Here is a 25,643-nt window from a genome sequence, read left to right as displayed (position 1 = left end):
CGGTCCGGTGTAAAGAGGGAACCCCCGGCCTGCCTGTACCAAGGATCCCAAAAGGGTGGGTTCGCCGCGTTGCGGTTTGAACCCGGTGTAAAGAGGGGAATCCCCGGCCTGCCTGTACCAAGGTCCCCGAAACGGGTGGTGAATCGAATCACCTGTGAGGGTTATTGCAGGCGGCGTGCCAGTTTTAGTATTTCGAAACAGAAAAAAGATTCAGATGCGCGAAAGCCCCGCAAATCGGGGCTTTCGAGTTTTTACTGTTCGGTTTTTTCAGTCTTGCCTGGATGGTTTTTGCACCGGCTGCGATGCCCGATCACGGGTCAAAGTGCATTAGGTTGGTGCACGGTGGGGCCACTGTGGGAGCGGGCTTGCTCGCGAAGGCGTCGCGTCAGTCACTGATACGTTTCATGAACAGCGCTTTCGTGAGCAAGCCCACTCTCACAGAGGGCGTGGTTGATCAGCCCTCATCCCCCTCATCATCATCCCCACCGTCCACTTTCATCCCCAATTCCTTGATCTTGCGCGTCAGGGTATTACGCCCCCAGCCGAGCAATACCGCCGCATCACGCCGGCGACCGGCCGTGTGCTTCAGTGCGGTCTCGATCATGATCCGCTCGAACGCCGGCACCGCGCTGTCGAGCAGGCTCGACTGGCCACGGGCCAACGCTTGATCGGCCCACTGGCGCAGCGCCTGCTCCCAGTTGGTCACTGGCGCCGAGTCCTGCGGCAGGCTCAGCAATTCCGGTGGCAGGTCACTGATGTGCACTTCGCGCCCGGAGGCCATCACGGTGATCCAGCGGCAGGTGTTCTCCAGCTGCCGCACGTTGCCCGGCCATGGCAGGTTCTTCAGGTATTCCTCGGTCTCGCTCTTGAGCAGCTTCGGCTCCACCGCCAGTTCTTGTGCGGCGCGGCTGAGGAAGTGCTTGGCCAGGGTCGGGATGTCTTCGCGACGGTCCGACAGACGCGGGATGTGGATGCGGATCACGTTGAGGCGGTGGAACAAGTCCTCACGGAATTTCCCGGCATGCACCAGGGTTTCCAGATTCTGGTGAGTCGCGGCAATGATCCGCACGTCGACCTTGACCGGCACATGGCCGCCGACGCGATAGAACTCACCGTCCGCCAGCACCCGCAGCAAACGGGTCTGGGTATCGGCTGGCATGTCGCCGATTTCGTCGAGGAACAGCGTGCCGCCGTCCGCCTGTTCAAAGCGCCCGCGACGCAGGTTGGCCGCGCCGGTGAATGCGCCTTTTTCGTGGCCGAACAGCTCGGATTCCATCAGGTCCTTGGGGATCGCCGCCATGTTCAGCGCGATGAACGGCGAGGCCGCGCGCGGGCTGTGGCGGTGCAGGGCGTGGGCCACCAGTTCTTTACCGGTACCGGATTCGCCGTTGATCAGCACGGTGATGTTGGAGTGGCTCAAGCGGCCGATGGCGCGAAACACCTCCTGCATCGCCGGCGCTTCGCCGATGATTTCCGGGGTGCGGGTCAGCGCCGGCACCACTTCCAGGCCTTGCTGCTCTTGCGCATGCTGATTGGCGCGCTTGACCAGCGATACCGCCTCGTCAACGTCGAATGGCTTCGGCAAGTATTCGAAAGCACCGCCCTGATAGGAGGCCACTGCGCTGTCGAGGTCGGAGTGCGCGGTCATGATGATCACTGGCAGCCGTGGGTGCTGTTCGCGGATACGTGCCAGCAGGTCGAGGCCACTGGCGCCCGGCATGCGGATGTCGGAAATGATCACATCAGGCTGCTGACGGGCCAGACGACTCATCACGCCGTCGGCGCTGTCGAAGCTCTGCGTGGTCATGCCTTCCTGCTGCAAGGCCTTTTCCAGAACCCAACGGATAGAACGGTCGTCATCGACGATCCACACGGTTTCACTACGGCTCATGTCGATGTGGCTCCTTGTTCCAGTGGCAGAAAGATCGAGAACGTGGTGTGGCCGGGGTGGCTGTCACACTCGATCAGGCCCTGGTGCTGGCTGATGATGTTCTGGGTGATGGCCAGGCCCAGCCCGGTACCGTCCGGGCGGCCGCTGACCATGGGAAAGAAGATGGTTTCCTGAAGTTCTGCAGGGATCCCCGGGCCGTTGTCGATGATCTCGATCTTGGTCACCAGGCGATGGCGGACGTGGCCGATGGTGAACTGGCGCATGGTCCGGGTGCGCAGGCTGATGCGGCCCAGACGCAGCTCGTTCTGGCTGCTGATCGCCTGCATCGCGTTGCGCACGATGTTCAGTACGGCCTGAATCATTTGTTCGCGGTCGATCAATACGTCGGGAATGCTCGGGTCGTAGTCGCGCACCAAGGTGATGCAACCCTGGCTTTCCGCTTCGACCAGTTGGCAGACGCGCTCCAGCACTTCGTGGACGTTGCACAGCGCCAGCGACGGCAGCTTGTTCGAGCCGAGCATGCGGTCGACCAGATTGCGCAGGCGGTCGGCCTCTTCAATGATCACGTTGGTGTAGTCGCGCAGGCTGTCTTCCGGCAACTCGCGGGCCAGCAACTGCGCGGCGCCCCGGATGCCGCCGAGCGGGTTCTTGATCTCGTGGGCGAGGCCGCGCACCAGCATTTTGCTGGTTTCCTGCTTGGACAGTTGCGCCTCTTCCTTGGTGATCCGCAGCAGGCGATCACGCGGGTGCACCTCAAGCAGAAGCATGGTCGCGCCGTTGCTGAGGATCGGCGTCACTGCGTAGTCCACGGTCAGAGTCTGGCCGGTGAGGGCGGTGAGCATCGCTTCGCGCTTGGTGAAAGGGTGCGCCTGTTCGACCGCCTGACGCAGCGAGTTGAGCGCCTCGGTGGACTCGGTGAACAACTCGCTGATGAACTGCCCATGGCTGCGCTGACCGCTGATGGCCAGCAGCATCTCGGCCGCCGGGTTCATGTATTCGAGGCGCAGTTCGGCGTCGAGCAGGATGGTGGCGGTGGTCAGGTTGTCGAGCAGCAAACGGTGGATTGCGTCGCTAATAGTCATCGGAGCCTCTTTTGGGGGCGGAGCGTGCGCAAGAAGCAGGCGTCGTTAAACGGAAAATGCAAAAACCAAACCAAGGCTCCGAAAAGAAGCGTTCAACCCGTGAAACAGGCGTTTGACGCTCGTTTGAGTGGCAGGGTGCCAGCTCGAACGGGAAGTTTCGAACCAAAATGGGTTGGAATCTGGGTACGGTGCAGCCTATTGCACCAATATAGTGCGTAAAGCTGAATGGCGTTAGAAGAAGCGCAGGAAGGGATTTTTTTCTTCGGCGGGTTTGTCTTTCAGCGGACATTCCGGGCGCACGCCGTAGTCCTCGCTGACGCAGGGTTTGACCTGGCGTTTCTGCGCCAGCGAGATGCGCAGCATGTGGAACGGCTGGTTGGCGGTACGCTCGACGGTGCGACCCTGCTCATCAAGGATTTCCACCGACAGGTTGTGACTGCCGCGGTCGATGTTGCTCAGCGGGAATACCGGACTCAGTCCCGGCTCGCCAGTGGCCTGGCCGTCCAGCAGCAGGCGATAGCGATGGCCGTGCTGTAAACCGGGTTCGCTGGTGACGCTGACGATCACCTCGCCCGCGCTGCTGCGAAGGGTCGCATCCGGCTCGGGGATCAGGATGCGCAGCATGTCGTAGTGAAACGGTGGTTGTTCCGCGACCTTTTTTACAGCGCTGATCGGTGCTGCAGCCGTGGGGTTGGCCGACATGCGATTGCTGGTGGCGATAGGCACGCGCTTGGCGTTGCCGCGCGGCTGGTCGGTGTAGACGCGATTGCCCTGCGCGTCGACATAGGTGAAGACCTCTGCCGAAACGGGCAGGGCGAACAGGCACAGGATCAGCCAGAAATTTCTCACGGCTTGTGCACCCGCTGTACGGTGAACACCACCGCCGGGCTCTGCTGGATGATCGCTTCGCCGTCGATCACCTGCACCGCGAGACGATGCTCGCCGCGATCGACATTCACCAATTGCAGGATCGGCACGTTGCTCGGCTGGCCATAAGGTGTGTCGTCCAGCACCAGCCTTAACTGGTGCGGCGCCTGCAGGCGCGGCTTGATCAGCACATTGACAGTGAAGGTGCCGTTGTTGGCGCGCAGCGCTTCTTCGCTGGGCAGGCCGGTCAGCTCCAACACCTCGTAGGCACTGCGTGCCGCGGGGCGTGTGTCGGTGCTTGAAGGCGCTGGCGCGCTCGGTGCCTGTGGCTCGACGCGGTTGAGTGGCGGCAACTCGACCGGCTGCGCCTGAACACCGTCCGGCGAGTGATCGCTGTAAACCGTGTTGCCATTGGCATCGGTGTACTTGTAGATCTGCGCGGCGGCGGGCAGGGCGATCAGCAGCAGGATGTAGAGAAAGGTGCGACCCATGAAATCGACCGGGAAAGAAAGCGATGGGGTGCAGCATAGGCCAGGTGCGGCGGTTGGCCCAACCCAGGACATATCCGGAGATCATTCAGACGCCAAAAATCCCTGTGGGAGTGGGCTTGCTCGCGAAGGCGGCGTATCAGTCGCCATCCCTGTCAATGACCCACCGCCTTCGCGAGCAAGCCCGCTCCCACAGGGGTTTTGCGTAGTTTCATAAATCGTGGGCAATAAAAAAGGCCTCCCGAAGGAGGCCTCTTTTTGTCACGCCGCGTAGCGCGGCGCTACCGGATCAGCAGCTGTAGTACAGCTCATATTCCAGTGGGTGTACGAAGGTGCGGACCTTGATTTCTTCTTCGGATTTCAGCGCGATGTAAGCGTCGATGAAGTCGTCGGAGAACACGCCGCCCTTGGTCAGGAACGCACGGCCCTTGTCCAGCTCTTCCAGGGCTTCTTTCAGGCTGCCGCAAACTTGTGGGATCTCTTTCGCCTCTTCAGGGGGCAGGTCGTACAGGTTTTTGTCAGCGGCATCGCCTGGGTGGATCTTGTTCTGGATACCGTCCAGACCGGCCATCAGCAGTGCTGCGAAAGCCAGGTACGGGTTGGCAGCCGGATCCGGGAAGCGTGCTTCGATACGACGGCCGCGTGGGCTGTTGACGTAAGGAATACGGATCGAGGCGGAACGGTTGCGAGCCGAGTAGGCCAGCATCACCGGCGCTTCGAAACCTGGCACCAGACGCTTGTAGGAGTTGGTAGCCGGGTTGGTGAAGCCGTTCAGGGCCTTACCGTGCTTGATGATACCGCCGATGAAGTACAGGGCAGTTTCGGACAGGCCGGCATAGCCTTCACCTGCGAAGGTGTTCTTGCCGTCTTTGGCGATGGACATGTGCACGTGCATGCCCGAGCCGTTGTCGCCGTACAGTGGCTTCGGCATGAAGGTCGCGGTGCGGCCGTATGCGTCGGCAACGTTGTGGACAACGTATTTCAGAGTCTGAACTTCGTCAGCTTTCTTCACCAGGGTGTTGAACTTGACACCGATTTCGTTCTGACCGGCAGTCGCCACTTCGTGGTGGTGAACTTCAACGGTCTGGCCCATCTCTTCCAGTGCGTTGCACATGGCAGTACGGATTTCGTGGTCGTGGTCGAACGGCGGAACCGGGAAATAGCCGCCTTTGATGCCAGGACGGTGGCCTTTGTTGCCGCCTTCGATGTCCTGGTCGGACATCCACGAGCCTTGTTCGGAGTAGATCTTGAACATCGAGCCGGAGATGTCCGACTTGAACTTCACTTCGTCGAAGATGAAGAATTCTGGTTCTGGGCCAGCGAAGACGGTGTCACCGATACCGGTGGTCTTCAGGTATTCCTCGGCACGGTGGGCGATGGCGCGCGGGTCGCGATCGTAACCTTGCATGGTCGACGGTTCGATGATGTCGCAAACCAGGATCAGGGTTGCGTCTTCGGTGAACGGGTCGAGAACGGCAGTATCGTCGTCCGGCAGCAGGATCATGTCGGAGGCTTCGATGCCTTTCCAGCCAGCGATGGAGGAACCGTCGAACATCTTGCCGACTTCGAAGAAGTCGTCTTCCAGCGCATCGCGAGCCGGCATGGTCACGTGGTGCTGAGTGCCTTTGGTGTCCGTGAAGCGCAGATCAATCCACTTGACGTCATGATCTTTGATGAGTTGAACCGACTTCGACATAGTGTCCTCCGGGTGGCTTAGGGCTTGGTAGTGGATGCCCTTAATAGGGGTGATGCCGGCGCAGATACTCTGCCAAGGCAACCTGCCTCACAAGGGAGCAAATTGCATGCCAGTGCCCCAGCATGGGTTTTTTGCCTCAAATTCACGCTTTGAGCACTGCAAAGCGCCATAAAGGCGAAAATCTCGCCCCTTAATGTAGCGCTTCAAATCAGAAATGACCCGTTTTGGTGCATGCGAAACCTTCTGCATATTAACTGGTTAAACCTTGAGCAATTTCCGCTATAATCCGCGCCCCCCTTTTTCGGCTGGCCCTGCGCGCGCTGTTTTCATGAAACTAATCGTAAAAGTCTTCCCCGAGATCACCATCAAAAGCCGCCCTGTCCGGATGCGTTTCATCCGCCAGCTGGCCAAGAACATCCGCGCCGTGCTCCGCGATCTGGACCCGGCCGTGGTGGTGAACGGTGTGTGGGACAATCTCGAGCTGGAAACCCGCGTTACCGACCCCAAAGCCTTGAAAGAGATGGGTGAGCGCCTGGTCTGCACCCCGGGTGTCGCGCACTTTCTGCAGATCGACGAATACCCACTGGGCGACTTCGATGACATCACCGAGAAGTGCAAACAGCACTACGGCGATGTACTGGCCGGGAAGATTTTCTCGGTGCGCTGCAAGCGTGCCGGCAAGCATCCGTTCAGCTCGATGGACGTCGAAAAATACGTTGGCAGCAAGCTGCGTCGTGAGTGCGGTGCGGCCGGAATCGACCTCAAAGACCCGGAAATCGAAGTTCGCATCGAAGTTCGCGACCAACGGTTGTTTGTCATTCACAGCCAGCACAACGGCATCGGCGGTTACCCGCTCGGCGCCCTGGAGCAGACGCTGGTACTGATGTCCGGCGGCTTTGACTCGACGGTTGCCGCGTACCAGATCATGCGTCGCGGCCTGATGGCGCATTTCTGCTTCTTCAATCTGGGCGGTCGTGCCCACGAATTGGGCGTGATGGAAGTCGCGCATTTCATCTGGAAGAAGTACGGCAGCTCGCAACGCGTGCTATTTGTCAGTGTTCCGTTCGAAGAAGTGTTGGGCGAAATTCTCGGCAAAGTCGATAACAGTCATATGGGCGTCGTATTGAAGCGTATGATGTTGCGCGCATCGTCGGCCATCGCCGACCGGCTGCACATCGACGCGCTGGTTACCGGCGAAGCGATCTCCCAGGTATCGAGCCAGACGCTGCCGAACCTGTCGGTGATCGACTGCGTGACCGACAAACTGGTCCTGCGCCCACTGATCGTTGCGCACAAGCAGGACATCATCGACACGGCCAACGAGATCGGCACCGCCGATTTCGCCCGGCACATGCCGGAGTACTGCGGGGTCATCTCGGTCAATCCGAAGACTGCCGCCAAGCGCCACCGTGTTGAGCACGAAGAGAAAGAATTCGACATGGCGGTTCTCGAGCGTGCGCTCGAAAACGCCAAACTGGTGCCGATCGATCGAGTGATCGACGAATTGGGCCAGGACTTGCAGATCGAAGAAGTCGGCGAAGCGCTGGCCGGTCAGATCGTTATCGACATCCGTCACCCGGATGCGGCCGAGGATGACCCGCTGGAACTTGCCGGCATAGAAGTACAGACGATGCCGTTCTACGCAGTGAACGCTCGTTTCAAGGAGCTGGATCCGACTCGCCAGTACCTGCTGTATTGCGACAAAGGCGTGATGAGTCGCCTGCATGCTCACCATTTGCTCAGTGAGGGGCATGCCAATGTGCGCGTTTATCGACCGAGCTAAGTGCCCGGGGCTGTTTGCCTGTGGCCTGCGTCACCGGCCCCCCGACACCGCCGTCAAGCTGTAACGGCCATGCCGGACACTACTGTTAATCGCTGCCAAGACTTGTCAGCAAACCGAATCCTCTGATCGAGATACACAAGTGATCGAAAATCTACGTAACATCGCCATCATTGCCCACGTTGACCATGGTAAGACCACCCTGGTAGACAAACTCCTGCGTCAATCCGGCACTCTGGAGCGCAACGAGCTCAACGACGAGCGCGTGATGGACTCCAACGACCAGGAAAAAGAGCGCGGTATTACCATTCTGGCGAAAAACACCGCCATCAACTGGAACGGCTACCACATCAACATCGTGGACACCCCGGGCCACGCCGACTTCGGCGGCGAAGTAGAACGCGTAATGTCGATGGTTGACTCCGTTCTGCTGCTGGTTGACGCTCAAGACGGCCCTATGCCGCAAACCCGTTTCGTGACCAAGAAGGCGTTCGAAGCCGGCCTGCGTCCAATCGTGGTCATCAACAAGGTTGACCGTCCAGGCGCGCGTCCGGACTGGGTTCTGGACCAGATCTTCGACCTGTTCGACAACCTCGGTGCTACCGAAGAACAACTGGACTTCCAGGTTGTTTACGCTTCGGCCCTGAACGGTATCGCCGGTCTGGATCACACCGCCATGGGCGAAGACATGACTGCGCTGTACCAGGCAGTTGTCGACCACGTTCCGCCTCCGGCCGTTGACCGTGACGGTCCGTTCCAGATGCAGATCTCCGCTCTGGACTACAACAGCTTCCTGGGTGTTATCGGTGTTGGCCGTATCGCTCGTGGTCGCGTCAAGCCGAACACCCCGGTTGTCGCGATCAGCGCCGACGGCAAGCGCCGCAACGGTCGTATCCTGAAGCTGATGGGTCACCACGGTCTGCACCGCATTGACGTTGAAGAAGCAGCGGCTGGCGACATCGTCTGCATCAGCGGCTTCGACGAGCTGTTCATCTCCGACACCCTGTGCGATATCAACACCGTCGAGGCGATGAAGCCGCTGACCGTTGACGAGCCAACCGTTTCCATGACCTTCCAGGTAAACGACTCGCCATTCTGCGGTAAAGAAGGCAAGTTCGTGACCTCCCGTAACATCAAGGATCGTCTGGACAAAGAGCTGCTGTACAACGTTGCACTGCGCGTTGAAGAAGGCGACTCGGCTGACAAGTTCAAGGTTTCCGGCCGTGGTGAGCTGCACCTCTCGGTACTGATCGAAACCATGCGTCGCGAAGGCTTCGAGCTGGCCCTGGGCCGTCCTGAAGTGATCATCCGTGAAGTTGACGGCGTGAAGCAGGAACCGTTCGAAAACGTCACCATCGACATCCCTGAAGAATCGCAGGGCAAGGTCATGGAAGAGATGGGTCTGCGTAAGGGCGACCTGAGCAACATGGTGCCGGATGGCAAGGGCCGTGTTCGTCTGGAATACAACATCCCTGCTCGCGGTCTGATCGGTTTCCGTAACCAGTTCCTGACCCTGACCAACGGTGCTGGCATCCTGACCTCGATCTTCGATCGTTACGCTCCAGTGAAGTCGGGCCACATGTCCGGCCGTCAGAACGGCGTTCTGGTTTCGGTTGAAACCGGCAAGGCACTGACCTACTCGCTGGAAACCCTGCAGGCTCGTGGCAAGCTGTTCGTAGAACACGGTCAGGAGATCTACAACGGTCAGATCGTTGGTCAGAACAGCCGCGACAACGACCTGGGTGTGAACCCTACCAAAGGCAAGAAGCTCGACAACATGCGTGCTTCGGGTAAAGACGAAACCATCGCTCTGGTACCACCTGTTCGCTTCACTCTGGAACAGGCTCTGGAATACATCCAGGAAGACGAGCTGTGCGAAGTCACGCCTAAGTCCATCCGTCTTCGCAAGAAGATCCTGGACGAAAGCGAGCGTACCCGCGCTGCCAAGAAAGCCAAGGCATAATTTAGCCCGAGCTTGAAAAAACGCCCCCGGTCGCGAGACCGGGGGCGTTTTTGTTTGTCTGGGGTTTACGCGTTGTTTGTGCCGGCCCCTTCGCGAGCAGGCTCGCTCCCACAGGGGAACGCATTCCAATGTGGAAGCGAGCCTGCTCGCGAAGGCGGCGGATCAGCCGCCGCAAATTTCAGGAAAGATCAAAACTTCTCGATCGACCGCGAATTCTGCACCCGCTCGACTTCTTTCGGCTTGTACGCGCAATACCCCGGCCGCGGACCGATTTTCGGGTGGTTGCGGCAAGTGTCCGGGCGCTTGTCATAAATGGTGCACAGGCGGCTCTTACGATCCAGGTAGTAGCAATCGTTGTTGCTCATGCGCTGTAGAGTAAAGATCCCCGACTTCTGGTTGAAGCGCTCGACCAGCCCTTCCTTTTGCAGGCGCTTGGCGATGTTCTTCGGCGGATCACCCAGTTCGAACTCGTCAACCACGCCGATGCGTACCAGGTCCTTGATCTTGACCTCGACCGGCAGGGTGCAGCAGCTGGAGACACAAGAGCCGCACATCGGGGCCGAATATTTGGCCCACGTATCGAGACGGTCGATCTCGGCGGCGGCAATCAGGTTGGGCTTCATCATCGGGGGTTACCAGGCGTGTGTGCATCAGGGCGCGCGATCATACCGGGACTGGTGGATTTTTGAACAACCTTTCGCCAGATTTTTGCAAATGCCGCGCAAATGCCATTCAGTCCGGCACGGCCCCTGCATTCATTAGCCCACTCGCCAAGGTAATGCCGGGCTATCTCACCGTCTTCGGAAAAACTGCAGAACCTGCGCCTCTACCGTCGGTCAGACCGTCTAGGCTCAGACAATTCCCCGCTCGCTCGAGGTCCTATCGATGACTCAAGAACCACTAGTTCGCGAAGCAGAGGTGGCCGCATTCCGCGATGCCGTCCTGACCAAGCTCACCTATGCAGTGGGTAAAGACCCGGATCACGCTTTCGACCATGACTGGTTCGAAGCCATTGCCCTGGCGGCGCGCGACCACATGGTCGAACACTGGATGGACCACACCCGGCAGATCTACCGCAAAGGCCAGAAGCGGGTGTATTACCTCTCGCTGGAATTTCTCATCGGCCGTTTGCTCTACGACAGCCTGAGCAATCTCGGCCTGCTCGACGTCGCCCGTGAAGCGCTGACCGAGCTGGGCGTCGATCTCGAACGCATCCGTCTGCTGGAACCTGACGCGGCACTCGGCAACGGCGGCCTTGGACGTCTGGCGGCGTGCTTCATGGAAAGCATGTCGACCCTCGGCATCGCCGGACACGGCTACGGCATTCGCTACGAGCATGGGCTGTTCCGGCAGGCCATCGTCGATGGCTGGCAGCAGGAACAGACCGAGCACTGGCTGGATTTCGGCAACCCGTGGGAGTTCGAACGTCCGGAAGTGGTGTACTCGATCGGCTTCGGCGGCAGTGTCGAAACCGTGACCGATGCCAGCGGCAAGACCAAACAGGTCTGGTCGCCTGCGGAAACCGTGCGCGCGATTGCCTACGACACCCCGGTGGTCGGCTGGCGCGGGGCGAGCGTCAACACCCTGCGCCTGTGGCGTGCACGCGCCATGGAAGATCTGCACCTGGAGCGCTTCAACGCCGGTGACCACCTGGGTGCCGTCGCCGAAGTGGCCCGCGCTGAAAGTATTTCCCGCGTGCTTTACCCGGCAGACAGCACTGAGGCCGGGCAGGAACTGCGCCTGCGCCAGGAATACTTCTTCGTCGCCGCTTCCTTGCAGGATTTGCTGCGTCGTCATCGCAACATGCACACCTCGGTGCTGACCCTGGGCGATCACGCGGCGATCCAGCTCAACGACACCCACCCTTCGATTGCCGTTGCTGAATTGATGCGGCAACTGGTCGACGTCTACGACGTGGCCTGGGATGCGGCGTGGCAAGTCACCGTCGACACCCTGTCGTACACCAACCACACGCTGTTGCCCGAAGCGCTGGAAACCTGGCCGGTCGGCCTGATGGAACGCATGCTGCCGCGGCACATGCAGATCATTTATCTGATCAACGCCCAGCACATCGACTCGCTGCGCGCCAAAGGCATTCATGATTTCGACGTGCTGCGCGCGGTGTCGTTGATCGAAGAGGACAACGGTCGCCGGGTGCGCATGGGCAACCTCGCGTTCCTCGGTTCGCACAGCGTCAACGGCGTGTCCGGGCTGCACACGCAGTTGATGCGCAAGACCGTGTTCGCCGAATTGCACAAGCTCTACCCGGAGCGGATCAACAACAAAACCAACGGCATCACCTTCCGCCGCTGGCTGTTCCAGGCCAACTCCGAACTGACCTCGATGCTGGTCGACTCCCTCGGCCCGGAGGTGCTGGATAACCCGGAAGAGCGCCTGCTCGACCTCGAACCGTTCGCTGAAAAAACCGCCTTCCGCAAAGCCTTCTCCGAACAGCGCCTGCACAGCAAAAAGGCCTTGGCCTATCTGATTCACGAGCGGCTGGGGATCGCGGTCAATCCGGCGGCGATGTTCGACGTGCAGGTCAAGCGGATCCACGAATACAAGCGCCAGTTGCTCAACCTGATGCACACCGTGGCGCTGTATCAGGCAATCCGCGCCGAGCCTGAAGTCGACTGGGTACCTCGGGTGAAAATCTTCGCCGGTAAAGCAGCGGCCAGTTATCACCAGGCCAAACTGATCATCAAACTGACCAACGACATCGCCCGGGTGGTGAACAACGACCCGACCGTGCGTGGTTTGCTGAAAGTGGTGTTCCTGCCCAACTACAACGTCAGCTTGGCGGAAAGCATCATTCCTGCGGCGGACTTGTCCGAGCAGATTTCCACGGCCGGGTTCGAAGCCTCGGGCACCAGTAACATGAAGTTCGGCCTCAACGGTGCGCTGACCATCGGCACCCTCGACGGTGCCAACGTGGAAATGTGCGAGCGCATCGGCGCCGAGCACATGTTCATCTTCGGCCTCAGCGCGCAGCAGGTTGAAGCGCGCAAGCAGAACCACGAGTTCAGCGCTGCACCGGACATCGCCGCGTCGCATCGTTTGAGCGACGTGCTGCAAGCGATCCGCAGTGGTGTGTTCTCGCCGGATGACACGTCGCGCTACACCGGGCTGATCGATTCGCTGGTGGACTACGATCGCTTCCTGGTCTGCGCTGACTTCGATTCCTATTGGGAAGCGCAAAAACGCGTCGATGCGCACTGGCACGACGCCAACAACTGGTGGCGTTCGGCGGTGCTCAACACGGCGCGGATGGGCTGGTTCTCGTCCGACCGGACGATTCGCGAGTACGCCACGGATATCTGGAAGGCACTGGAGTGATTTTCTGCAACAAATGTGCGTAAGGCCCAACGATTGTTGGGCCGGATCGATATACTGAGCGCCGGTTACCGGGCTGTTCAGTCACCACTGATCCAATGTAGGAGTGAGCCTGCTCGCGATAGCGCCGTCACATTCAACAGCTTCGTTGACTGACAAATCGCTATCGCGAGCAGGCTCACTCCTACAAGGGTTTGTGCCTAGACTGAAGCAACTGTCGGGATTGCCCCGCCTTGGGGCTGCTTAGGGATATCGACCATGCAATGGATGTTCATGTTGATCGGGCTGCTGCTCGGCTGGCTGCTCGATGAGTCGTTCAGTGCCGCGCTGCTTGGTGCACTGCTCGGGCTGGCGATCGGGCAAACGCTGCGCCTTGCCCGGCTTGGCTCGCAGGCCTCCGAACAACGGCGCCAACTGGAGCAGGCCAAGGTCGCCCTGCAAGCCGTCGAGCAGCGTCTGTTTCTGCTTGAAGGTGCCAGCGTGCGCACCACACCGCCGAGCGTGGCGCCGATGCCGGACGCCATCGTTGAGCCGATCATCGTCGCCGAACAATCATCTTCCCACACGCCGGATCTGGTCTGGGAACTGCCACCCGAACTCGAACCGATCTCTGCCGTTGCCAGCGAAACCAGTCAGCCGCTGCCGGCGGATGTCTGGCGTCTGGATGCTGTTACCGACGAGCCAGCAGCGCCGGCACAGCCTGCCGAACCCCGTGGCCCGAACCTGATCGAGCGTGGCATCAATGCTGCTCGCAACTGGCTGTTCGGCGGCAACACCGTGCTGCGGGTCGGCGTGGTGCTGTTGTTCTTCGGTCTGGCCTTTTTGTTGCGCTACGCCACCGAAGGCATGGTTGTGCCGATCGAATTGCGTTACGCCGGCGTCGCTGCAGCGGCCTTGGCCCTGTTGGCGCTGGGCTGGTGGCTACGCAAACGCAACAGCAGTTATGCGCTGATTCTGCAGGGCACCGGGATCGCGGTGCTGTACCTGACGGTGTTTGCGGCGATGCGTCTGCATCCGTTGCTCGATCCGTCCGCCGCGCTGGGGTTGCTGGTCGCGGTCACGGTGTTCTCGGCGATTCTCGCCATCACTCAGGATGCGCTGGGGCTGGCAGCGGCTGCAGCATTGGGCGGTTTCGCCGCGCCGATCCTGACCTCGACCGGGGCCGGCAACCACGTCGCGCTGTTCAGCTATTTCGCGTTGCTCAATGCCGGCATTCTCACCATTGCTTGGTTCAAGGCCTGGCGCCTGCTTAACCTGATCGGGTTCGTCGGCACGTTCGGTATCGGCTTCGCCTGGGGCCTGCGCTCCTATGCGCCCGAGCTGCTGTGGAGCACCGAGCCGTTCCTGATTCTGTTCTTCCTGATGTATCTGGGCATCGGTCTGCTGTTCGCCCGGCGCAAGTTGCTCGACATGTCCGATGCGCCGGCAGACGGCGATCGCGAGGCGCTGCTGCACTGGTCGGCGCGCAAGGGCGATTACGTCGACGGCACGATGCTGTTTGGCCCGCCGATCGTGGGCTTCGGCTTGCAGTTTGCGCTGGTGCAGCACCTGGAGTTCGCCGCCGCGTTCAGCGCACTCGCACTGGGCGTGATCTACATGGGCCTGGCCCGGGTGTTGATGGGCGGCCGCGCCTTGTTGCTGGGTGAAACCTGTCTGGCGCTGGGGGTGATTTTCGCCAGTCTGGCGATCCCGCTGGGCCTCGATGCGCGCTGGACTTCGGCGGCGTGGGCAGTGGAGGGCGCGGGGATTTTCTGGCTCGGCCTGCGTCAGCATCGGCCGTTCGCCCGAGCGTTTGCCCTGCTGCTGCAACTGGGGTCGGCGTTGGCCTTTCTCAGTCAGTTGCGGGTTGGCGAAAGCAGCCTGCTCGACGGCGCACCGCTGGGGGCGTTGATGCTCGGCATCGCGCTGCTGTTCAGTTTCTATCAATTGCGCAAAGCCTCGGCGGAACAGGCTTCGCCGTGGGAGCGCCAGGGTTTGCCGGTGCTGGCGGCACTGGGTCTGACCTTCCTGTACCTGTTGGCGCCGCTGTTTTTCCTGGTTCAGGCGACGGCGATCAGTTGGGCCTTGGCCGGACTGGTGACCCTGTTTGTCGGCCTGCGCCTGCAATCGCGCACGTTCCTGTTCACCGCGTTCGCCGTGCAGTTGCTCGGCGGTGCGTTGTTCCTGTTGCGCCTGCAAGGTGCAGGTGAGAATTCGGCGGCCGTGTTCAGCGCCGGGTGGAGCGGTTTGCTCAGCGCATCGCTGATCGGTCTGGCGTTGATCGGCGGGATGCTGCTGGCGGCGCGCGACGAGATGGTGCGCGGCGATGTGCGGCTGCTGCGCGGGTTGTCGGTGGTGTTGCTGGCGGGGTTGGTGCTGATCAATCTGGCGGTGCTGTTCGTGCTGCCGTGGCAAACCGCGAGTGCGGTGTGGGCGGCGAGCGGTCTGTTGATCATCTGGCTGAGCCTGTACCTCAAGCAGCGCGTGAGTTTTGTCTTTGGGCTGTTGTTGCAGTTGATCGGTGGCGCGGCGTTCTTGTTGGCCGGCCCCGAGTTGCTCGGGCCGCTGTCCAGCGAAGGTCTGCGGCCGTTGGTCCATGGCGGCTTCTGGACGCCGCTGGTACTGGGGCTGGCCGCGCTGGTCGGTGCCTGGCGTCTGCAACTGGGCAATCATGCCTCGGCGTTCGATGCGCTGAGTTTGCAACGCCTGTCCGAAGTGCTGCTGGTGTGGGGCGCCGGTTGGTGGGCGTTGGCGTGGGTGAGTGAGGTGCTGCGTTTTGCGCCGCTGAATCTGCAGGCGTCGCTGTTGCTGCTGGTCGCTGCGCTGAGTGTGGCGTTGTGGACGCTGTTGGCGCTGCGCCTGAAATGGCCGGCGCTGGGCCTGCTCTGCACCTTGCTGATTCCGGCGGCGGGGCTGGTGCTGCTGGCGGCGTGGCATGCGCGTTACCACCCAGCGGCGAATTTTGGTTGGCTGGCGTGGGTATTGGTGTTCGCCGTGCATTTCTTCAGCCTGCGGCGTCTGGCACCGATGCTGCCGGCACGGGCCTTGAGCGCGGCGCACGTGCTGGGTTGCTGGCTGCTGATCGGCGTGCTGGCGCTGGAGTTGCGCTACGGCTTGCTGCTGTTGTCCGAGCAATACAACGCGTGGCGCTGGCTGGGCTGGGCGATCCTGCCGAGCCTGTATCTGTTGCTGGCGGCGGCTCCGCGCAACTGGCCATGGCCTGTGGCGGCATTCCCGCGGGAATATCGTTTGTACGCTGCCGCGCCGCTGGCAGTGCTGATGCTGGCGTGGTTCTGGCTGGCCAACGGTGTCAGCGACGGTAACGCCGAACCGCTGCCGTACGTGCCGCTGATCAACCCGTTGGAATTGGGCCTGCTGTTCGCCTTGTTCGGGGTGTACGTGTGGTCGCGTCATGCGGTGACGCAGTTTGCCCTGCGCAAGGATTACGCCGAGTACGCCACACAACTGGTCGCCGGGGTTTCGCTGTTCGCTTTCTGCACCGCGCTGGTGACCCGCGCTGCGCACCATTGGGCGGGCATTCCGTTCGAGCTGGATCTGCTGCTCGAATCGATGCTGGTGCAGGCCGGGTTGTCCATCGTCTGGACCTTGATGGCGTTGGGGCTGATGATCGGCGGACACCTGCGTCACCGGCGCGAAGTGTGGCTGATCGGCGCGGCGTTGATTGCGCTGGTGGTGGCCAAACTGATTTTTGTCGAATTGAGCAACCGTGGCGGACTGGCCCGGATCGTCTCGTTTATCGGCGTCGGCGTGTTGCTGCTGGTGGTGGGCTATTTCGCACCGCTGCCACCGAAACGTGTCGAAGCCGAACCGGTGGCGGACAAACCCGTGCCGGATACCGAAGGAGTTTCATCTTGAGTCGCATGCTGAATCTGGGGTGGTTGGCGTTGGGCGTGGTGATGGTTGCCGGCGCCCGGGAAAAACCGGCGGACTTCGCCACGCAGGTGCCGCTGACGGTGAGCGGCAACGGCCCCTGGTATCGCCTCGACCTGCCGCTGAGCGCACAATTGCAGGCCCGCCAGACCGATCTCAGCGACCTGCGCGTATTCAACGCCGCCGGCGAACCGCAGGCCTACGCCCTGGCCCGGGAATCGGCGCAGACCCGCGACGACGGGCAGTTGCATGAGGTGAAGTGGTTTCCGTTGTACAACGCTGCCGATGCCAGCGAGCGGGCGCCGAACGTGCGCGTGCAATCGACCACCACCGGCACACTGGTGGAAGTGCAGCCGTCGACTCAGCTGGAGGCTGGTGAAGAAGTGCTGCGTGGTTGGCTGCTCGATGCCAGTGCGATCAAGGCGCCGCTGCAGCAACTGATTCTTGACTGGACCAGCGAGCGTGACGGCTTCCAGCGTTTCAGTATCGAGGCCAGTGATGACTTGCAGCATTGGCAGGCGTGGGGCGAGGGGCAGGTCGCGCGGCTGACCTTTTCCGACGAGCGCATCGAACAGCACGAAGTGACGCTGCCGGGGCAATCCGCACGCTATCTGCGTCTGCTGTGGGATGCGCCAACCTCGGCGCCCATCCTCACGTCGGCGCAACTGAAAAGCAGCGATCCACGCAACGTGCCGCTGCCGTTGGTCTGGTCGCAAGCGCTGGCGGGTAGCAGCACCAAGTCCGGTGAGTACACCTGGCAGTTGCCGATGGGCCTGAATGTCGAGCGGGTGCAAGTCGAGCTGAAACAACCGAACAGTCTGGCTCCGGTCACACTCGCGGGCCGCCGCGAAAGCAGCCTGCCGTGGCAGACATTGAGCAACGGTTTGCTGTATCGCCTGACCCAGAACGGTCAGGACGTGGTGCAAAACGAATTGCAGTTGTACGGGCAGACTGTGCAGCAGCTGAAACTGAGCGTGGATGAGCGTGGCGGCGGTCTGGGTGAACAGGCACCGAGCCTGAAGTACGCGGTGCGGGCGACCCAGGTGATTTTCCTCGCACGGGGTGACGGGCCTTACAGCCTGGCGCTGGGCAATCCGACGGTGAAAACCGCGAACCTGCCACTGAGCACGCTGATTCCGGATTTCAAAGCGGAAAAACTCGCGGCGCTGGGCAAGGCCTCGGTGCAGGGTGAGGTGGTTGCCACTCAGGCTGCGCCGGCGACTACGGCGGCAGTAGCCGAGACCAACTGGAAGAAAATCGGCCTGTGGGCGGTGTTGCTGGTGAGTGTGGTGTTCCTCGGGGCGATGGCGGCGAGTCTGTTGCGCAAGCCACCAACCAATTCCTGAGCATGGCTGGCGCTGCGGGCCATTCGCGAGCAGGCTCGCTCCCACAGTTGACCGAGTAGCCTCGATGGACGCGATCAATGTGGGAGCGGGCTTGCTCGCGAAGGCGGCTGATCGGCCAACGAGAATTTCAGATCGGCCGCGGTTGCGCACGCACCACCCGTCCCGTTTCGAACTACGCTCAATCCGGTACCTGAACTCTCTCGACCCGATCACGTCTGATACAAGCAATTGCGCCCCAATGCACGTTACCGGGCGTCATCGCTCGCTACGTTTTCAGACTCCCTGTAAACTGCGCGGGTTTTTAGCCCCCCATTCCACCGGAGCCGTCCATGTCCCGCGTTACCCTGAGTCGCTATTTGATTGAGCAGACCCGCAGCAATAACACTCCTGCCGATCTGCGCTTCCTGATCGAAGTGGTGGCGCGTGCCTGCAAAGAGATCAGCCACGCCGTGTCCAAAGGCGCCCTGGGTGGTGTTCTGGGCAGCATGGGCACTGAAAACGTCCAAGGCGAAGTGCAGAAGAAGCTCGACGTGCTGTCGAACGAGATCCTGCTCGAAGCCAACGAATGGGGCGGTCATCTGGCCGGCATGGCGTCCGAAGAAATGGACAATGCCTACCAGATCCCGGGCAAATACCCGAAAGGCGCCTACCTGCTGGTATTCGACCCACTGGACGGCTCGTCGAACATCGACATCAACGCTCCGGTCGGCACCATCTTCTCGGTACTGCGTTGCCCGAACGAATACCTGAGCCAGAACGAGCCGCTGAACGAAAAAGCCTTCCTGCAGCCAGGCACCCAGCAGGTTGCTGCCGGTTACGCGATCTACGGCCCGCAGACCATGCTGGTACTGACTCTGGGCGACGGCGTCAAAGGCTTCACCCTGGATCGCGAAATGGGCAGCTTCGTGCTGACCCACGAAGACATCACCATTCCTGAAACCACCCAGGAATTCGCGATCAACATGTCCAACCAGCGCCACTGGGAAGCCCCGGTACAACGCTACGTCAGCGAACTGCTGGCCGGCGAAGAAGGCCCGCTGAAGAAGAACTACAACATGCGCTGGGTCGCCGCGATGGTGGCCGACGTGCATCGCATCCTGACCCGTGGCGGTCTGTTCATGTACCCACGCGACAGCCGTGAACCATCCAAGCCCGGCAAACTGCGTCTGATGTACGAAGCCAACCCGATGTCGTTCCTGGTGGAACAGGCCGGCGGCGCGTCCACCGACGGTCACCAACGCATCCTCGACATTCAGCCGGAAGGCCTGCACCAGCGCGTAGCGGTGTTCCTCGGCTCGAAAGAAGAAGTCGCCCGCGCCACGGCTTACCACAAGGAATAAGCCATGAGCGCGCCCTGGCAGCCGTTGCTCGATTGGTGGTTCGGACACGCCGAATCACCGGACGAGATTGCGGCTGACAAGGGCAAGTTGTGGTTCGGCAAGAAAGACAGCCAAGACCTCGAAGCGCGTGAGCGTTTCGGGGTCTTTGTCGATCAGGCTCTGGCTGGGGAACTGACCGAGTGGACGCAACGTCCCGAAGGTTGGCTGGCCGTGGTGCTGCTGCTCGATCAACTGCCGCGAATGATTTTTCGCGACTCTCCCAAAGCTTTTTCCGGTGATCTGCGCGCGCAAAAACTCGTCGCCCAAGGCATTGCAGCGGACTTCGACCGGCAACTGAAGCCGATTCAGCGGGTGTTCATTTATCTGGTGTTCGAACACTGCGAAAACCTCGCGGTGCAGAACGAAGCCGTTTCGCGTTTTATCGATCTGGTAGCTGAACAGCCGGAAGCCGAGCGGACGGTGTTTGCCGACAATCTGGACTATGCCGAGCGGCATCGTAAAGTGATTGCACGGTTTGGACGGTTTCCGCATCGCAATGCGGTGTTGGGGCGGGAGTCTACGGCTGAGGAGTTGGCGTTTCTCAGTCAGCCTGGGTCGCGGTTCTGATTTGTTGAGTTCAAGGATTGCCGTTCAACAGTCTCTTCATCAAAAGTGAAGGCAGGCTTTTTCTTGAGTCGACAATGATATGAACGAAGACATTTTTTTCTCTGACTTCATAAATGACTCGGTTCATCCCGGAAATGATTTGTCGGTATTGACCAAGATTGAGCTTCTCGATTTCCTCGGGGATTGAACCGGAATAAGGAAGGTCTGCGAGACCAAGAATGGCGGTCTTGAGATCAGCGTAGGTACTCTGCCACGTCTGACTCGAGAACTGTTTGATAAGGTAGGTACGGAGTTCTTTGAGATCTGTCTGTGCGGACTGAAGAATAACGACCTTTAAACTCATTGATGGTCGGCCCTGTCCAAATCCGCGAAAACATCCTCAGCGTCTCGATACTTGCCTTCCTCAATCTCCCGATTGCCCATTGCCAATAGCTTCAGCAAAGCCATTGTGTCTTCCTGCTCCTCAAAGCTTTTCACGTCCATAACTACAAGCTTGGCTTCACCATTTTGGGTGATGACCAATGGCTCACGGCTTTCAGTGATCGACTTGACGATCTCCGCTGTATGACTTTTGAGGTAACTGATCGGTTTGATTTGCGATGAAAGCTTCATGGTTGAGTCTCGCCAAATTGAACAGGACTGAGTTTAGTCTTAATTCAGTCCAGCGTCATTGCGAGCTGACCAGCGTATTTCAACTCAAAATTCAATCGTCGCTAACGCCGTCATCGCCAGCAGGCTGCCTCCCAAAGGGGATCTGTGTCGTTCACAAAAACCTGTGGGAGCGGGCTTGCTCGCGAAGACGCCAGTGGCCGCGCCTTAGATCCTGAAGCTGCCTACCAGCTGCTTCAACCGCGCCGCCTGCTGCTCCAGATCCGAACAAGCGCGCAAGGTTGCCTGCAGGTTCTCGACACCTTCCTGGTTCAGCGTGTTGATCTCGTTGATGTCGACGTTGATCGACTCGACCACGGCGGTCTGCTCTTCGGTCGCGGTAGCCACCGACTGGTTCATCCCGTCGATCTCGCCGATGCGTTGGGTCACGCTGCCCAGACGTTCGCCGGCCTGGTTGGCGATGCCGACGCTGCTTTCGCTCTCGCGCTGGCTCTCGGTCATGATGCTCACGGCCTGACGCGCGCCGACTTGCAGTTCTTCGATCATCTTCTGCACTTGCTGCGCCGAATCCTGAGTGCGGTGGGCGAGGTTGCGCACCTCGTCAGCGACCACGGCGAAACCACGGCCAGCCTCACCGGCGCGGGCCGCTTCGATGGCAGCGTTTAGCGCCAGCAGGTTGGTCTGCTGCGAGATGCTGGTGATCACTTCCAGAATCTGCCCGATGTTCACCGTGTTGCTGTTGAGGGTTTCGATGTTGCCGCAGGAGTCGCTGATTTTTGCCGACAGCTGCTGCATGGCGTGGATGGTTTTATCCACAACCTGCTGACCATCGACCGCCAGGCTGCGCGCATCGCTGGAGTGTTGCGAGGCGAGGGCGGCGTTCTGGGCGATTTCTTGGGCGGCGGCGCCGAGCTGGTTGATCGCCGCAGCCACGCTGTTGGTGCGGGTTGCTTGCTGGTCGGAGTTGTACATCGACGAGTTCGACGCCGCGACCACGCGCAGGGCGACTTCGTTGACCTGCCCGGTGGCCGAGGACACCTCACGGATCGAGGTGTGAATACGCTCGACAAAGCGGTTGAACGACAGGCCCAGTGCGCCGAACTCATCGTGGCCGTGGATCACCAGGCGTTTGGTCAGGTCGCCTTCACCTTCGGCGATGTCGTGCATGGCGCGGCCCATGGTCAGCAGCGGTTGCATCAGCACGCGGATCAGCACCCCAAGCAGGGCGATGATGATCACCACGGCGATGATCATGGCGATCAGCGCCGAGGTGCGGAATTCGCTGAGCATCGAGAACGCGGTGTCCTTGTCCAGCACCAGCGCCACATACCAGTCTGCCGATGGCACGCCGTTGACGCGGGTGAAGGAGATCAGTTGGGTCTTGCCGTCGAATTCGACTTCTTTCAGGCCCGGGCTGACTTTCGGTGCGCCGTTTGGATAAGCCTCGGCGAGGGTTTTCAGAACCAGTTTGCTGTCCGGGTGAATCAGAATCTTGCCATCGGCGCTGACGATGAACGCATGGCCGTGGCCACCAAAGTTGAGCGAGTTGATGATCGCGCTGACGCTGGTCAGGTCGATGTCCGCGCCGGCCACACCGATCATCTGACCCTGACGCTGCACCGGGGTGGCGACGGTGATCACCAGTTTGCCCGACGAGGCGGCGATGTAGGGTTCGGTGACGATGGTCTGTTGGGCGCTGTTGGCTGCCTTGTACCAGCCTCGGGCGCGCGGGTCGTAGTCCGGCGCGCGATTGCCGGCGGGTACCGAGAACATCACACCGTCAGCGCCGCCGAAGTAGCTGAGCTGGAAATTGCCGGTGTAGGCGGGCAGGTCGATGATGCGCTTCAGGCTGGCCGGGGCGCTGCCGTCGGCGGCGACCTGCTGCGACAGCGATTGCAGCAACTGGATGCGGCTTTCCAGCCAGGTCTGGATGTTGCTGGTGGTCAGGCTGCCCAGTTCCTGCATCGAGGCTTCGGTACTGCTGTTCAGGGCTTCGCGTTGTCGATAGTCGTTGAACAAAATGAAACAGGCGAACGCAACGGCCACCACTAGGGCGGCAGCCAACAAGATCTTGTGGCTGAATTTCATGTTTCTGGTCATCGAATGAACTACCGCGAAGGGGCTGGTCGAGAAAGGGCGGCAATTTGCCACACTCGGGGGCTTTGCGCTGCTCTTATTTCGACCGCCGCGCGCCAAAGATTAGGCGTCTTTGATGAAATGCGACGAAATGCTCAATAGCCGCATAAAGTGTCTGATTTACCGGTAAATGCCAGACGAGCGGAGCGATAAATAGCCCTTTCTGAAGGGAACCAGATGAGGGTTTTCTCTTCTAAGCTTCTGGTTGGCACCATGCCATCCCCCTTCCGCTCCAGGAGTTACTTCATGTCGCTGCGATCTATCGCCCTTCTGACTTTTTGCGTGCTGTTGGCCGCGTGCAGCAAGGTCAATCAGGAAAACTATTCCAAGCTTTCGGCCGGCATGGCCAAGGCCGAGGTTGAGACGCTGCTCGGCAAACCCACCGACTGTTCGGGTGCGCTCGGCATGTCCAGTTGCACCTGGGGCGATAAAAACAGCTTTATCAGCGTGCAGTACGCCGGTGACAAAGTGCTGATGTTTTCCGGCCAAGGCCTGAAGTAAACCGGGGCTATGCGCCCACGGGAGAAAAATAATGAAGCGGTTATTGTTCGTCCTTTTTGCCGGCCTGGTACTGGCCGGCTGCGCCACCCACGGTGAAGATCCGCTGGCGCCCAAGACGGCTCACAGTGTCAATCTCAAGCGTTATCAGGGCACCTGGTATGAACTGGCGCGCCTGCCGATGTACTTCCAGCGCAACTGCGCGCAGTCCGAAGCCCACTACTCGCTCAGACCCGACGGCAATGTCGATGTGCTCAATCGCTGCCTGACCTCCGACTGGCAGTGGGAAGAAGCCAAAGGCAAGGCTTATCCACAGGTGCCGGGCAAGACCGACAAGTTGTGGGTCGAGTTCGATACCTGGTTCTCGCGCTTGATTCCGGGTGTGGCGAAAGGCGAATACTGGGTGTTGTACGTCAGCGACGACTACAAGACCGCCATCGTCGGCGACCCGAGTCGCAAGTACATGTGGTTGCTGTCGCGCACGCCGACCGTCAACGGTGTGGTGCGTGAGGAGCTGCTGAGCAAGGCCCGTCAGCAGGGTTACGACACCACGCGACTGATCTGGCGGGCGTCGGATCGGCAGATGGCGAAGACTTCGAACTAAGTCTTCGAAGATCAAATGTGGGAGCGGGCTTGCTCGCGAAGAGGGCGTGTCAGTCGATTGAAATATTGACTGATACGCCGCTTTCGCGAGCAAGCCCGCTCCCACATTTTGTTTTGTATCAGCCTAAAAGTTCGCGCAGAACCTGGGTGAAGGCGCGTGCGCTTTCCTCTTCGCCCGCATGCCGGCCATCGCGCACCACCCATTGGCCATTGACCAACACGTCGCGCACCTGGCGATCGCCGCCAGCGAACAGCCAGCGATTCAAAATCCCGTCACCACTGGCCGTGGCCAGATACGGATCATTGCCATCGAGCACGATCCAGTCGGCACGTTTGCCGACTTGCAGCGCACCAATCGGCTGTCCCAAAGCCTGGGCACCGCCGTCCAGCGCCGCGTCATACAACGTGCGCCCGACCATCGGTTGATCCGCGCCATACAAACGGTTACGCCGCTGATCACGCAGACGCTGGCCGTATTCCAGCCAACGCAATTCCTCGACCACGCTGAGCGACACATGGCTGTCGGAACCGATGCCCATGCGCCCACCCTGAGCGAGGAAATCCACCGCCGGGAAAATCCCGTCGCCCAGATTCGCTTCGGTGGTCAGGCACAGGCCGGCGATGGCGCGACTTTTGGCAATCAGCGTGACTTCTTCCGGGTTGGCGTGGGTCGCGTGAACCAGGCACCAGCGCTGATCGACCTCGGTGTTTTCGTAGAGCCATTGCAGCGGACGGCGACCGCTCCAGCTCAGGCAGTCATCGACTTCCTTCTGCTGTTCGGCGATGTGAATGTGCACCGGGCACTGCTTGTCGCTGGCGGCCAGCACTTCGCTGATCTGCTGCGGGGTAACCGCGCGCAACGAGTGGAAGCACAGACCCAGCGATTGCGCTTTTTGCTGAGCCAGCAGCGGTTGCAGGCGCGATTGCAGCTTCAGGTAGTTTTCGGTGCTGTTGATAAAGCGGCGCTGCCCATCATTGGGCGTTTGGCCGCCGAATCCGGAATGGCTGTACAGCACCGGCAGCAGGGTCAGACCGATGCCGCTTTCGCTCGCTGCCTGACTGATGCGCAGTGCCAACTCGGCCGGATCGGTATACGGCTGACCGTTGTTGTCGTGGTGCACATAGTGGAATTCAGCAACTGAGGTGTAACCGGCCTTGAGCATCTCGATGTACAGCTGACGGGCGATCACACCGAGCTGCTCCGGGCTGATTTTTCCGACGAGGCGATACATCAGGTCACGCCAGGTCCAGAAACTGTCGTTGGGATTACCGGCCACTTCGGCCAGCCCGGCCATCGCGCGCTGGAAGGCGTGGGAGTGCAGATTGGGCATGCCCGGCAGCAGCGGACCGCTCAGCCGTTCGGCGCCGTCTGCGGTGGAATCGGCCAGGATTTGGGTCAACACGCCATCGGCATTGACCTCAAGACGTACATTATTGGCCCATCCGTTAGGCAGCAGCGCGCGTTCGGCAAAGAAAGCGGACATGGTTCAGCACCCCATCGTGTGTTATTTGTATATACATATACAGACGTTTGC

General features: G+C 60.4%; 19 protein-coding genes and 1 pseudogene. 9 read left to right on the top strand and 11 right to left on the bottom strand.

The genetic code is table 11. From position 1 onward, the window contains the following. Nucleotides 1–454 precede the first annotated feature (454 nt). The 5 genes from ntrC to glnA all read right to left on the bottom strand — a co-directional run bounded on the left by ntrC (nt 455) and on the right by glnA (nt 6,024). Nucleotides 455–1,891, bottom strand: coding sequence for a nitrogen regulation protein NR(I) (gene ntrC / locus QRN61_RS02345; protein WP_007961729.1), 1,437 nt, complete (start codon nt 1,889–1,891; stop codon nt 455–457). Beyond that, nucleotides 1,888–2,973, bottom strand: coding sequence for a nitrogen regulation protein NR(II) (gene glnL / locus QRN61_RS02340; RefSeq protein WP_007961730.1), 1,086 nt, complete (start codon nt 2,971–2,973; stop codon nt 1,888–1,890). The genes ntrC and glnL overlap by 4 nt, the downstream gene beginning before the upstream one ends. A gap of 231 nt (nt 2,974–3,204) precedes the next feature. Further along, complete coding sequence (locus tag QRN61_RS02335) at nt 3,205–3,822, bottom strand: DUF4124 domain-containing protein (RefSeq protein WP_285373122.1); 618 nt, start codon at nt 3,820–3,822, stop codon at nt 3,205–3,207. Beyond that, on the bottom strand, nt 3,819–4,331 hold the full coding sequence (locus tag QRN61_RS02330) for a DUF4124 domain-containing protein (RefSeq protein ID WP_096796685.1): 513 nt from the start codon (nt 4,329–4,331) through the stop codon (nt 3,819–3,821). The genes QRN61_RS02335 and QRN61_RS02330 overlap by 4 nt, the downstream gene beginning before the upstream one ends. A gap of 286 nt (nt 4,332–4,617) precedes the next feature. Continuing rightward, on the bottom strand, nt 4,618–6,024 hold the full coding sequence (gene glnA, locus QRN61_RS02325; protein ID WP_003220788.1) for a glutamate--ammonia ligase: 1,407 nt from the start codon (nt 6,022–6,024) through the stop codon (nt 4,618–4,620). 328 nt (nt 6,025–6,352) lie between these two features. Between glnA and thiI the strand changes: the two genes are divergently transcribed. Both thiI and typA read left to right on the top strand, forming a co-directional pair. Beyond that, nucleotides 6,353–7,807: a tRNA uracil 4-sulfurtransferase ThiI gene (thiI, locus tag QRN61_RS02320; RefSeq protein WP_047600876.1), complete on the top strand. Its 1,455-nt coding sequence runs from the start codon at nt 6,353–6,355 to the stop codon at nt 7,805–7,807. A 139-nt stretch (nt 7,808–7,946) separates the two neighbouring features. Next, nucleotides 7,947–9,767 (top strand): translational GTPase TypA, encoded by a 1,821-nt coding sequence (gene typA / locus QRN61_RS02315; protein ID WP_007961739.1) that lies wholly within the window; start codon nt 7,947–7,949, stop codon nt 9,765–9,767. A gap of 188 nt (nt 9,768–9,955) precedes the next feature. On the opposite strand, the gene QRN61_RS02310 is transcribed toward typA, so the two are convergent. Next, nucleotides 9,956–10,393: a YkgJ family cysteine cluster protein gene (locus tag QRN61_RS02310; protein ID WP_007961740.1), complete on the bottom strand. Its 438-nt coding sequence runs from the start codon at nt 10,391–10,393 to the stop codon at nt 9,956–9,958. 259 nt (nt 10,394–10,652) lie between these two features. Between QRN61_RS02310 and QRN61_RS02305 the strand changes: the two genes are divergently transcribed. From QRN61_RS02305 to QRN61_RS02285, 5 genes are all read left to right on the top strand, one after another. Continuing rightward, the gene (locus tag QRN61_RS02305; protein WP_285373121.1) at nt 10,653–13,103 is read left to right on the top strand and encodes a glycogen/starch/alpha-glucan phosphorylase; all 2,451 of its coding nucleotides are present in this window, start codon (nt 10,653–10,655) and stop codon (nt 13,101–13,103) included. A 255-nt stretch (nt 13,104–13,358) separates the two neighbouring features. Then, nucleotides 13,359–16,955, top strand: a complete 3,597-nt coding sequence (locus tag QRN61_RS02300) for a DUF2339 domain-containing protein (RefSeq protein WP_285373120.1) — start codon at nt 13,359–13,361, stop codon at nt 16,953–16,955. Then, on the top strand, nt 16,952–18,316 hold the full coding sequence (locus QRN61_RS02295) for a DUF3999 domain-containing protein (RefSeq protein ID WP_285373119.1): 1,365 nt from the start codon (nt 16,952–16,954) through the stop codon (nt 18,314–18,316). Before QRN61_RS02300 ends, QRN61_RS02295 begins: the two co-directional genes overlap by 4 nt. A gap of 329 nt (nt 18,317–18,645) precedes the next feature. Continuing rightward, nucleotides 18,646–19,656, top strand: a complete 1,011-nt coding sequence (locus tag QRN61_RS02290; RefSeq protein ID WP_007961744.1) for a class 1 fructose-bisphosphatase — start codon at nt 18,646–18,648, stop codon at nt 19,654–19,656. A gap of 3 nt (nt 19,657–19,659) precedes the next feature. Then, nucleotides 19,660–20,262 (top strand): DUF924 family protein, encoded by a 603-nt coding sequence (locus QRN61_RS02285; RefSeq protein ID WP_285373118.1) that lies wholly within the window; start codon nt 19,660–19,662, stop codon nt 20,260–20,262. A 10-nt stretch (nt 20,263–20,272) separates the two neighbouring features. On the opposite strand, the gene QRN61_RS02280 is transcribed toward QRN61_RS02285, so the two are convergent. From QRN61_RS02280 to QRN61_RS27675, 4 genes and pseudogenes are all read right to left on the bottom strand, one after another. After that, nucleotides 20,273–20,605, bottom strand: a complete 333-nt coding sequence (locus tag QRN61_RS02280) for a type II toxin-antitoxin system RelE/ParE family toxin (protein WP_103368319.1) — start codon at nt 20,603–20,605, stop codon at nt 20,273–20,275. Next, complete coding sequence (locus QRN61_RS02275; protein WP_047290864.1) at nt 20,602–20,874, bottom strand: type II toxin-antitoxin system Phd/YefM family antitoxin; 273 nt, start codon at nt 20,872–20,874, stop codon at nt 20,602–20,604. The genes QRN61_RS02280 and QRN61_RS02275 overlap by 4 nt, the downstream gene beginning before the upstream one ends. Nucleotides 20,875–21,078: 204 nt before the next feature. Next, on the bottom strand, nt 21,079–21,843 hold the full coding sequence (locus QRN61_RS27680; protein WP_371917810.1) for a methyl-accepting chemotaxis protein: 765 nt from the start codon (nt 21,841–21,843) through the stop codon (nt 21,079–21,081). A gap of 93 nt (nt 21,844–21,936) precedes the next feature. Next, nucleotides 21,937–22,959 (bottom strand): annotated as a pseudogene (locus QRN61_RS27675) (HAMP domain-containing protein); the annotation flags it as partial. Between the two features lie 294 nt (nt 22,960–23,253). On the opposite strand from QRN61_RS27675, the gene QRN61_RS02265 reads away from it, so the two are divergent. After that, the gene (locus tag QRN61_RS02265; protein ID WP_003220802.1) at nt 23,254–23,508 is read left to right on the top strand and encodes a hypothetical protein; all 255 of its coding nucleotides are present in this window, start codon (nt 23,254–23,256) and stop codon (nt 23,506–23,508) included. 31 nt (nt 23,509–23,539) lie between these two features. Next, complete coding sequence (locus tag QRN61_RS02260) at nt 23,540–24,109, top strand: lipocalin family protein (RefSeq protein WP_096794672.1); 570 nt, start codon at nt 23,540–23,542, stop codon at nt 24,107–24,109. 118 nt (nt 24,110–24,227) lie between these two features. Here the strand turns inward: QRN61_RS02260 and QRN61_RS02255 are convergent, their stop codons facing one another. Further along, the gene (locus tag QRN61_RS02255) at nt 24,228–25,592 is read right to left on the bottom strand and encodes a formimidoylglutamate deiminase (protein ID WP_285373112.1); all 1,365 of its coding nucleotides are present in this window, start codon (nt 25,590–25,592) and stop codon (nt 24,228–24,230) included. Nucleotides 25,593–25,643 lie beyond the last annotated feature (51 nt).

It is taken from the genome of Pseudomonas sp. lyk4-TYG-107 (genome assembly GCF_030209055.1).
Taxonomy (GTDB): domain Bacteria; phylum Pseudomonadota; class Gammaproteobacteria; order Pseudomonadales; family Pseudomonadaceae; genus Aquipseudomonas; species Aquipseudomonas putida_A.
This window is presented reverse-complemented; position numbering and strand designations above follow the sequence as displayed.

What these genes read in the sequence shown, in the direction of transcription:
- ntrC (WP_007961729.1), bottom strand. Translation starts at nt 1,891, where the DNA reads ATGAGCCGTAGTGAAACCGTGTGGATCGTCGATGACGACCGTTCTATC.
- glnL (WP_007961730.1), bottom strand. Translation starts at nt 2,973, where the DNA reads ATGACTATTAGCGACGCAATCCACCGTTTGCTGCTCGACAACCTGACC.
- QRN61_RS02330 (WP_096796685.1), bottom strand. Translation starts at nt 4,331, where the DNA reads ATGGGTCGCACCTTTCTCTACATCCTGCTGCTGATCGCCCTGCCCGCC.
- glnA (WP_003220788.1), bottom strand. Translation starts at nt 6,024, where the DNA reads ATGTCGAAGTCGGTTCAACTCATCAAAGATCATGACGTCAAGTGGATT.
- thiI (WP_047600876.1), top strand. Translation starts at nt 6,353, where the DNA reads ATGAAACTAATCGTAAAAGTCTTCCCCGAGATCACCATCAAAAGCCGC.
- QRN61_RS02310 (WP_007961740.1), bottom strand. Translation starts at nt 10,393, where the DNA reads ATGATGAAGCCCAACCTGATTGCCGCCGCCGAGATCGACCGTCTCGAT.
- QRN61_RS02305 (WP_285373121.1), top strand. Translation starts at nt 10,653, where the DNA reads ATGACTCAAGAACCACTAGTTCGCGAAGCAGAGGTGGCCGCATTCCGC.
- QRN61_RS02300 (WP_285373120.1), top strand. Translation starts at nt 13,359, where the DNA reads ATGCAATGGATGTTCATGTTGATCGGGCTGCTGCTCGGCTGGCTGCTC.
- QRN61_RS02290 (WP_007961744.1), top strand. Translation starts at nt 18,646, where the DNA reads ATGTCCCGCGTTACCCTGAGTCGCTATTTGATTGAGCAGACCCGCAGC.
- QRN61_RS02285 (WP_285373118.1), top strand. Translation starts at nt 19,660, where the DNA reads ATGAGCGCGCCCTGGCAGCCGTTGCTCGATTGGTGGTTCGGACACGCC.
- QRN61_RS02280 (WP_103368319.1), bottom strand. Translation starts at nt 20,605, where the DNA reads ATGAGTTTAAAGGTCGTTATTCTTCAGTCCGCACAGACAGATCTCAAA.
- QRN61_RS02275 (WP_047290864.1), bottom strand. Translation starts at nt 20,874, where the DNA reads ATGAAGCTTTCATCGCAAATCAAACCGATCAGTTACCTCAAAAGTCAT.
- QRN61_RS27680 (WP_371917810.1), bottom strand. Translation starts at nt 21,843, where the DNA reads ATGTACAACTCCGACCAGCAAGCAACCCGCACCAACAGCGTGGCTGCG.
- QRN61_RS02265 (WP_003220802.1), top strand. Translation starts at nt 23,254, where the DNA reads ATGTCGCTGCGATCTATCGCCCTTCTGACTTTTTGCGTGCTGTTGGCC.
- QRN61_RS02260 (WP_096794672.1), top strand. Translation starts at nt 23,540, where the DNA reads ATGAAGCGGTTATTGTTCGTCCTTTTTGCCGGCCTGGTACTGGCCGGC.
- QRN61_RS02255 (WP_285373112.1), bottom strand. Translation starts at nt 25,592, where the DNA reads ATGTCCGCTTTCTTTGCCGAACGCGCGCTGCTGCCTAACGGATGGGCC.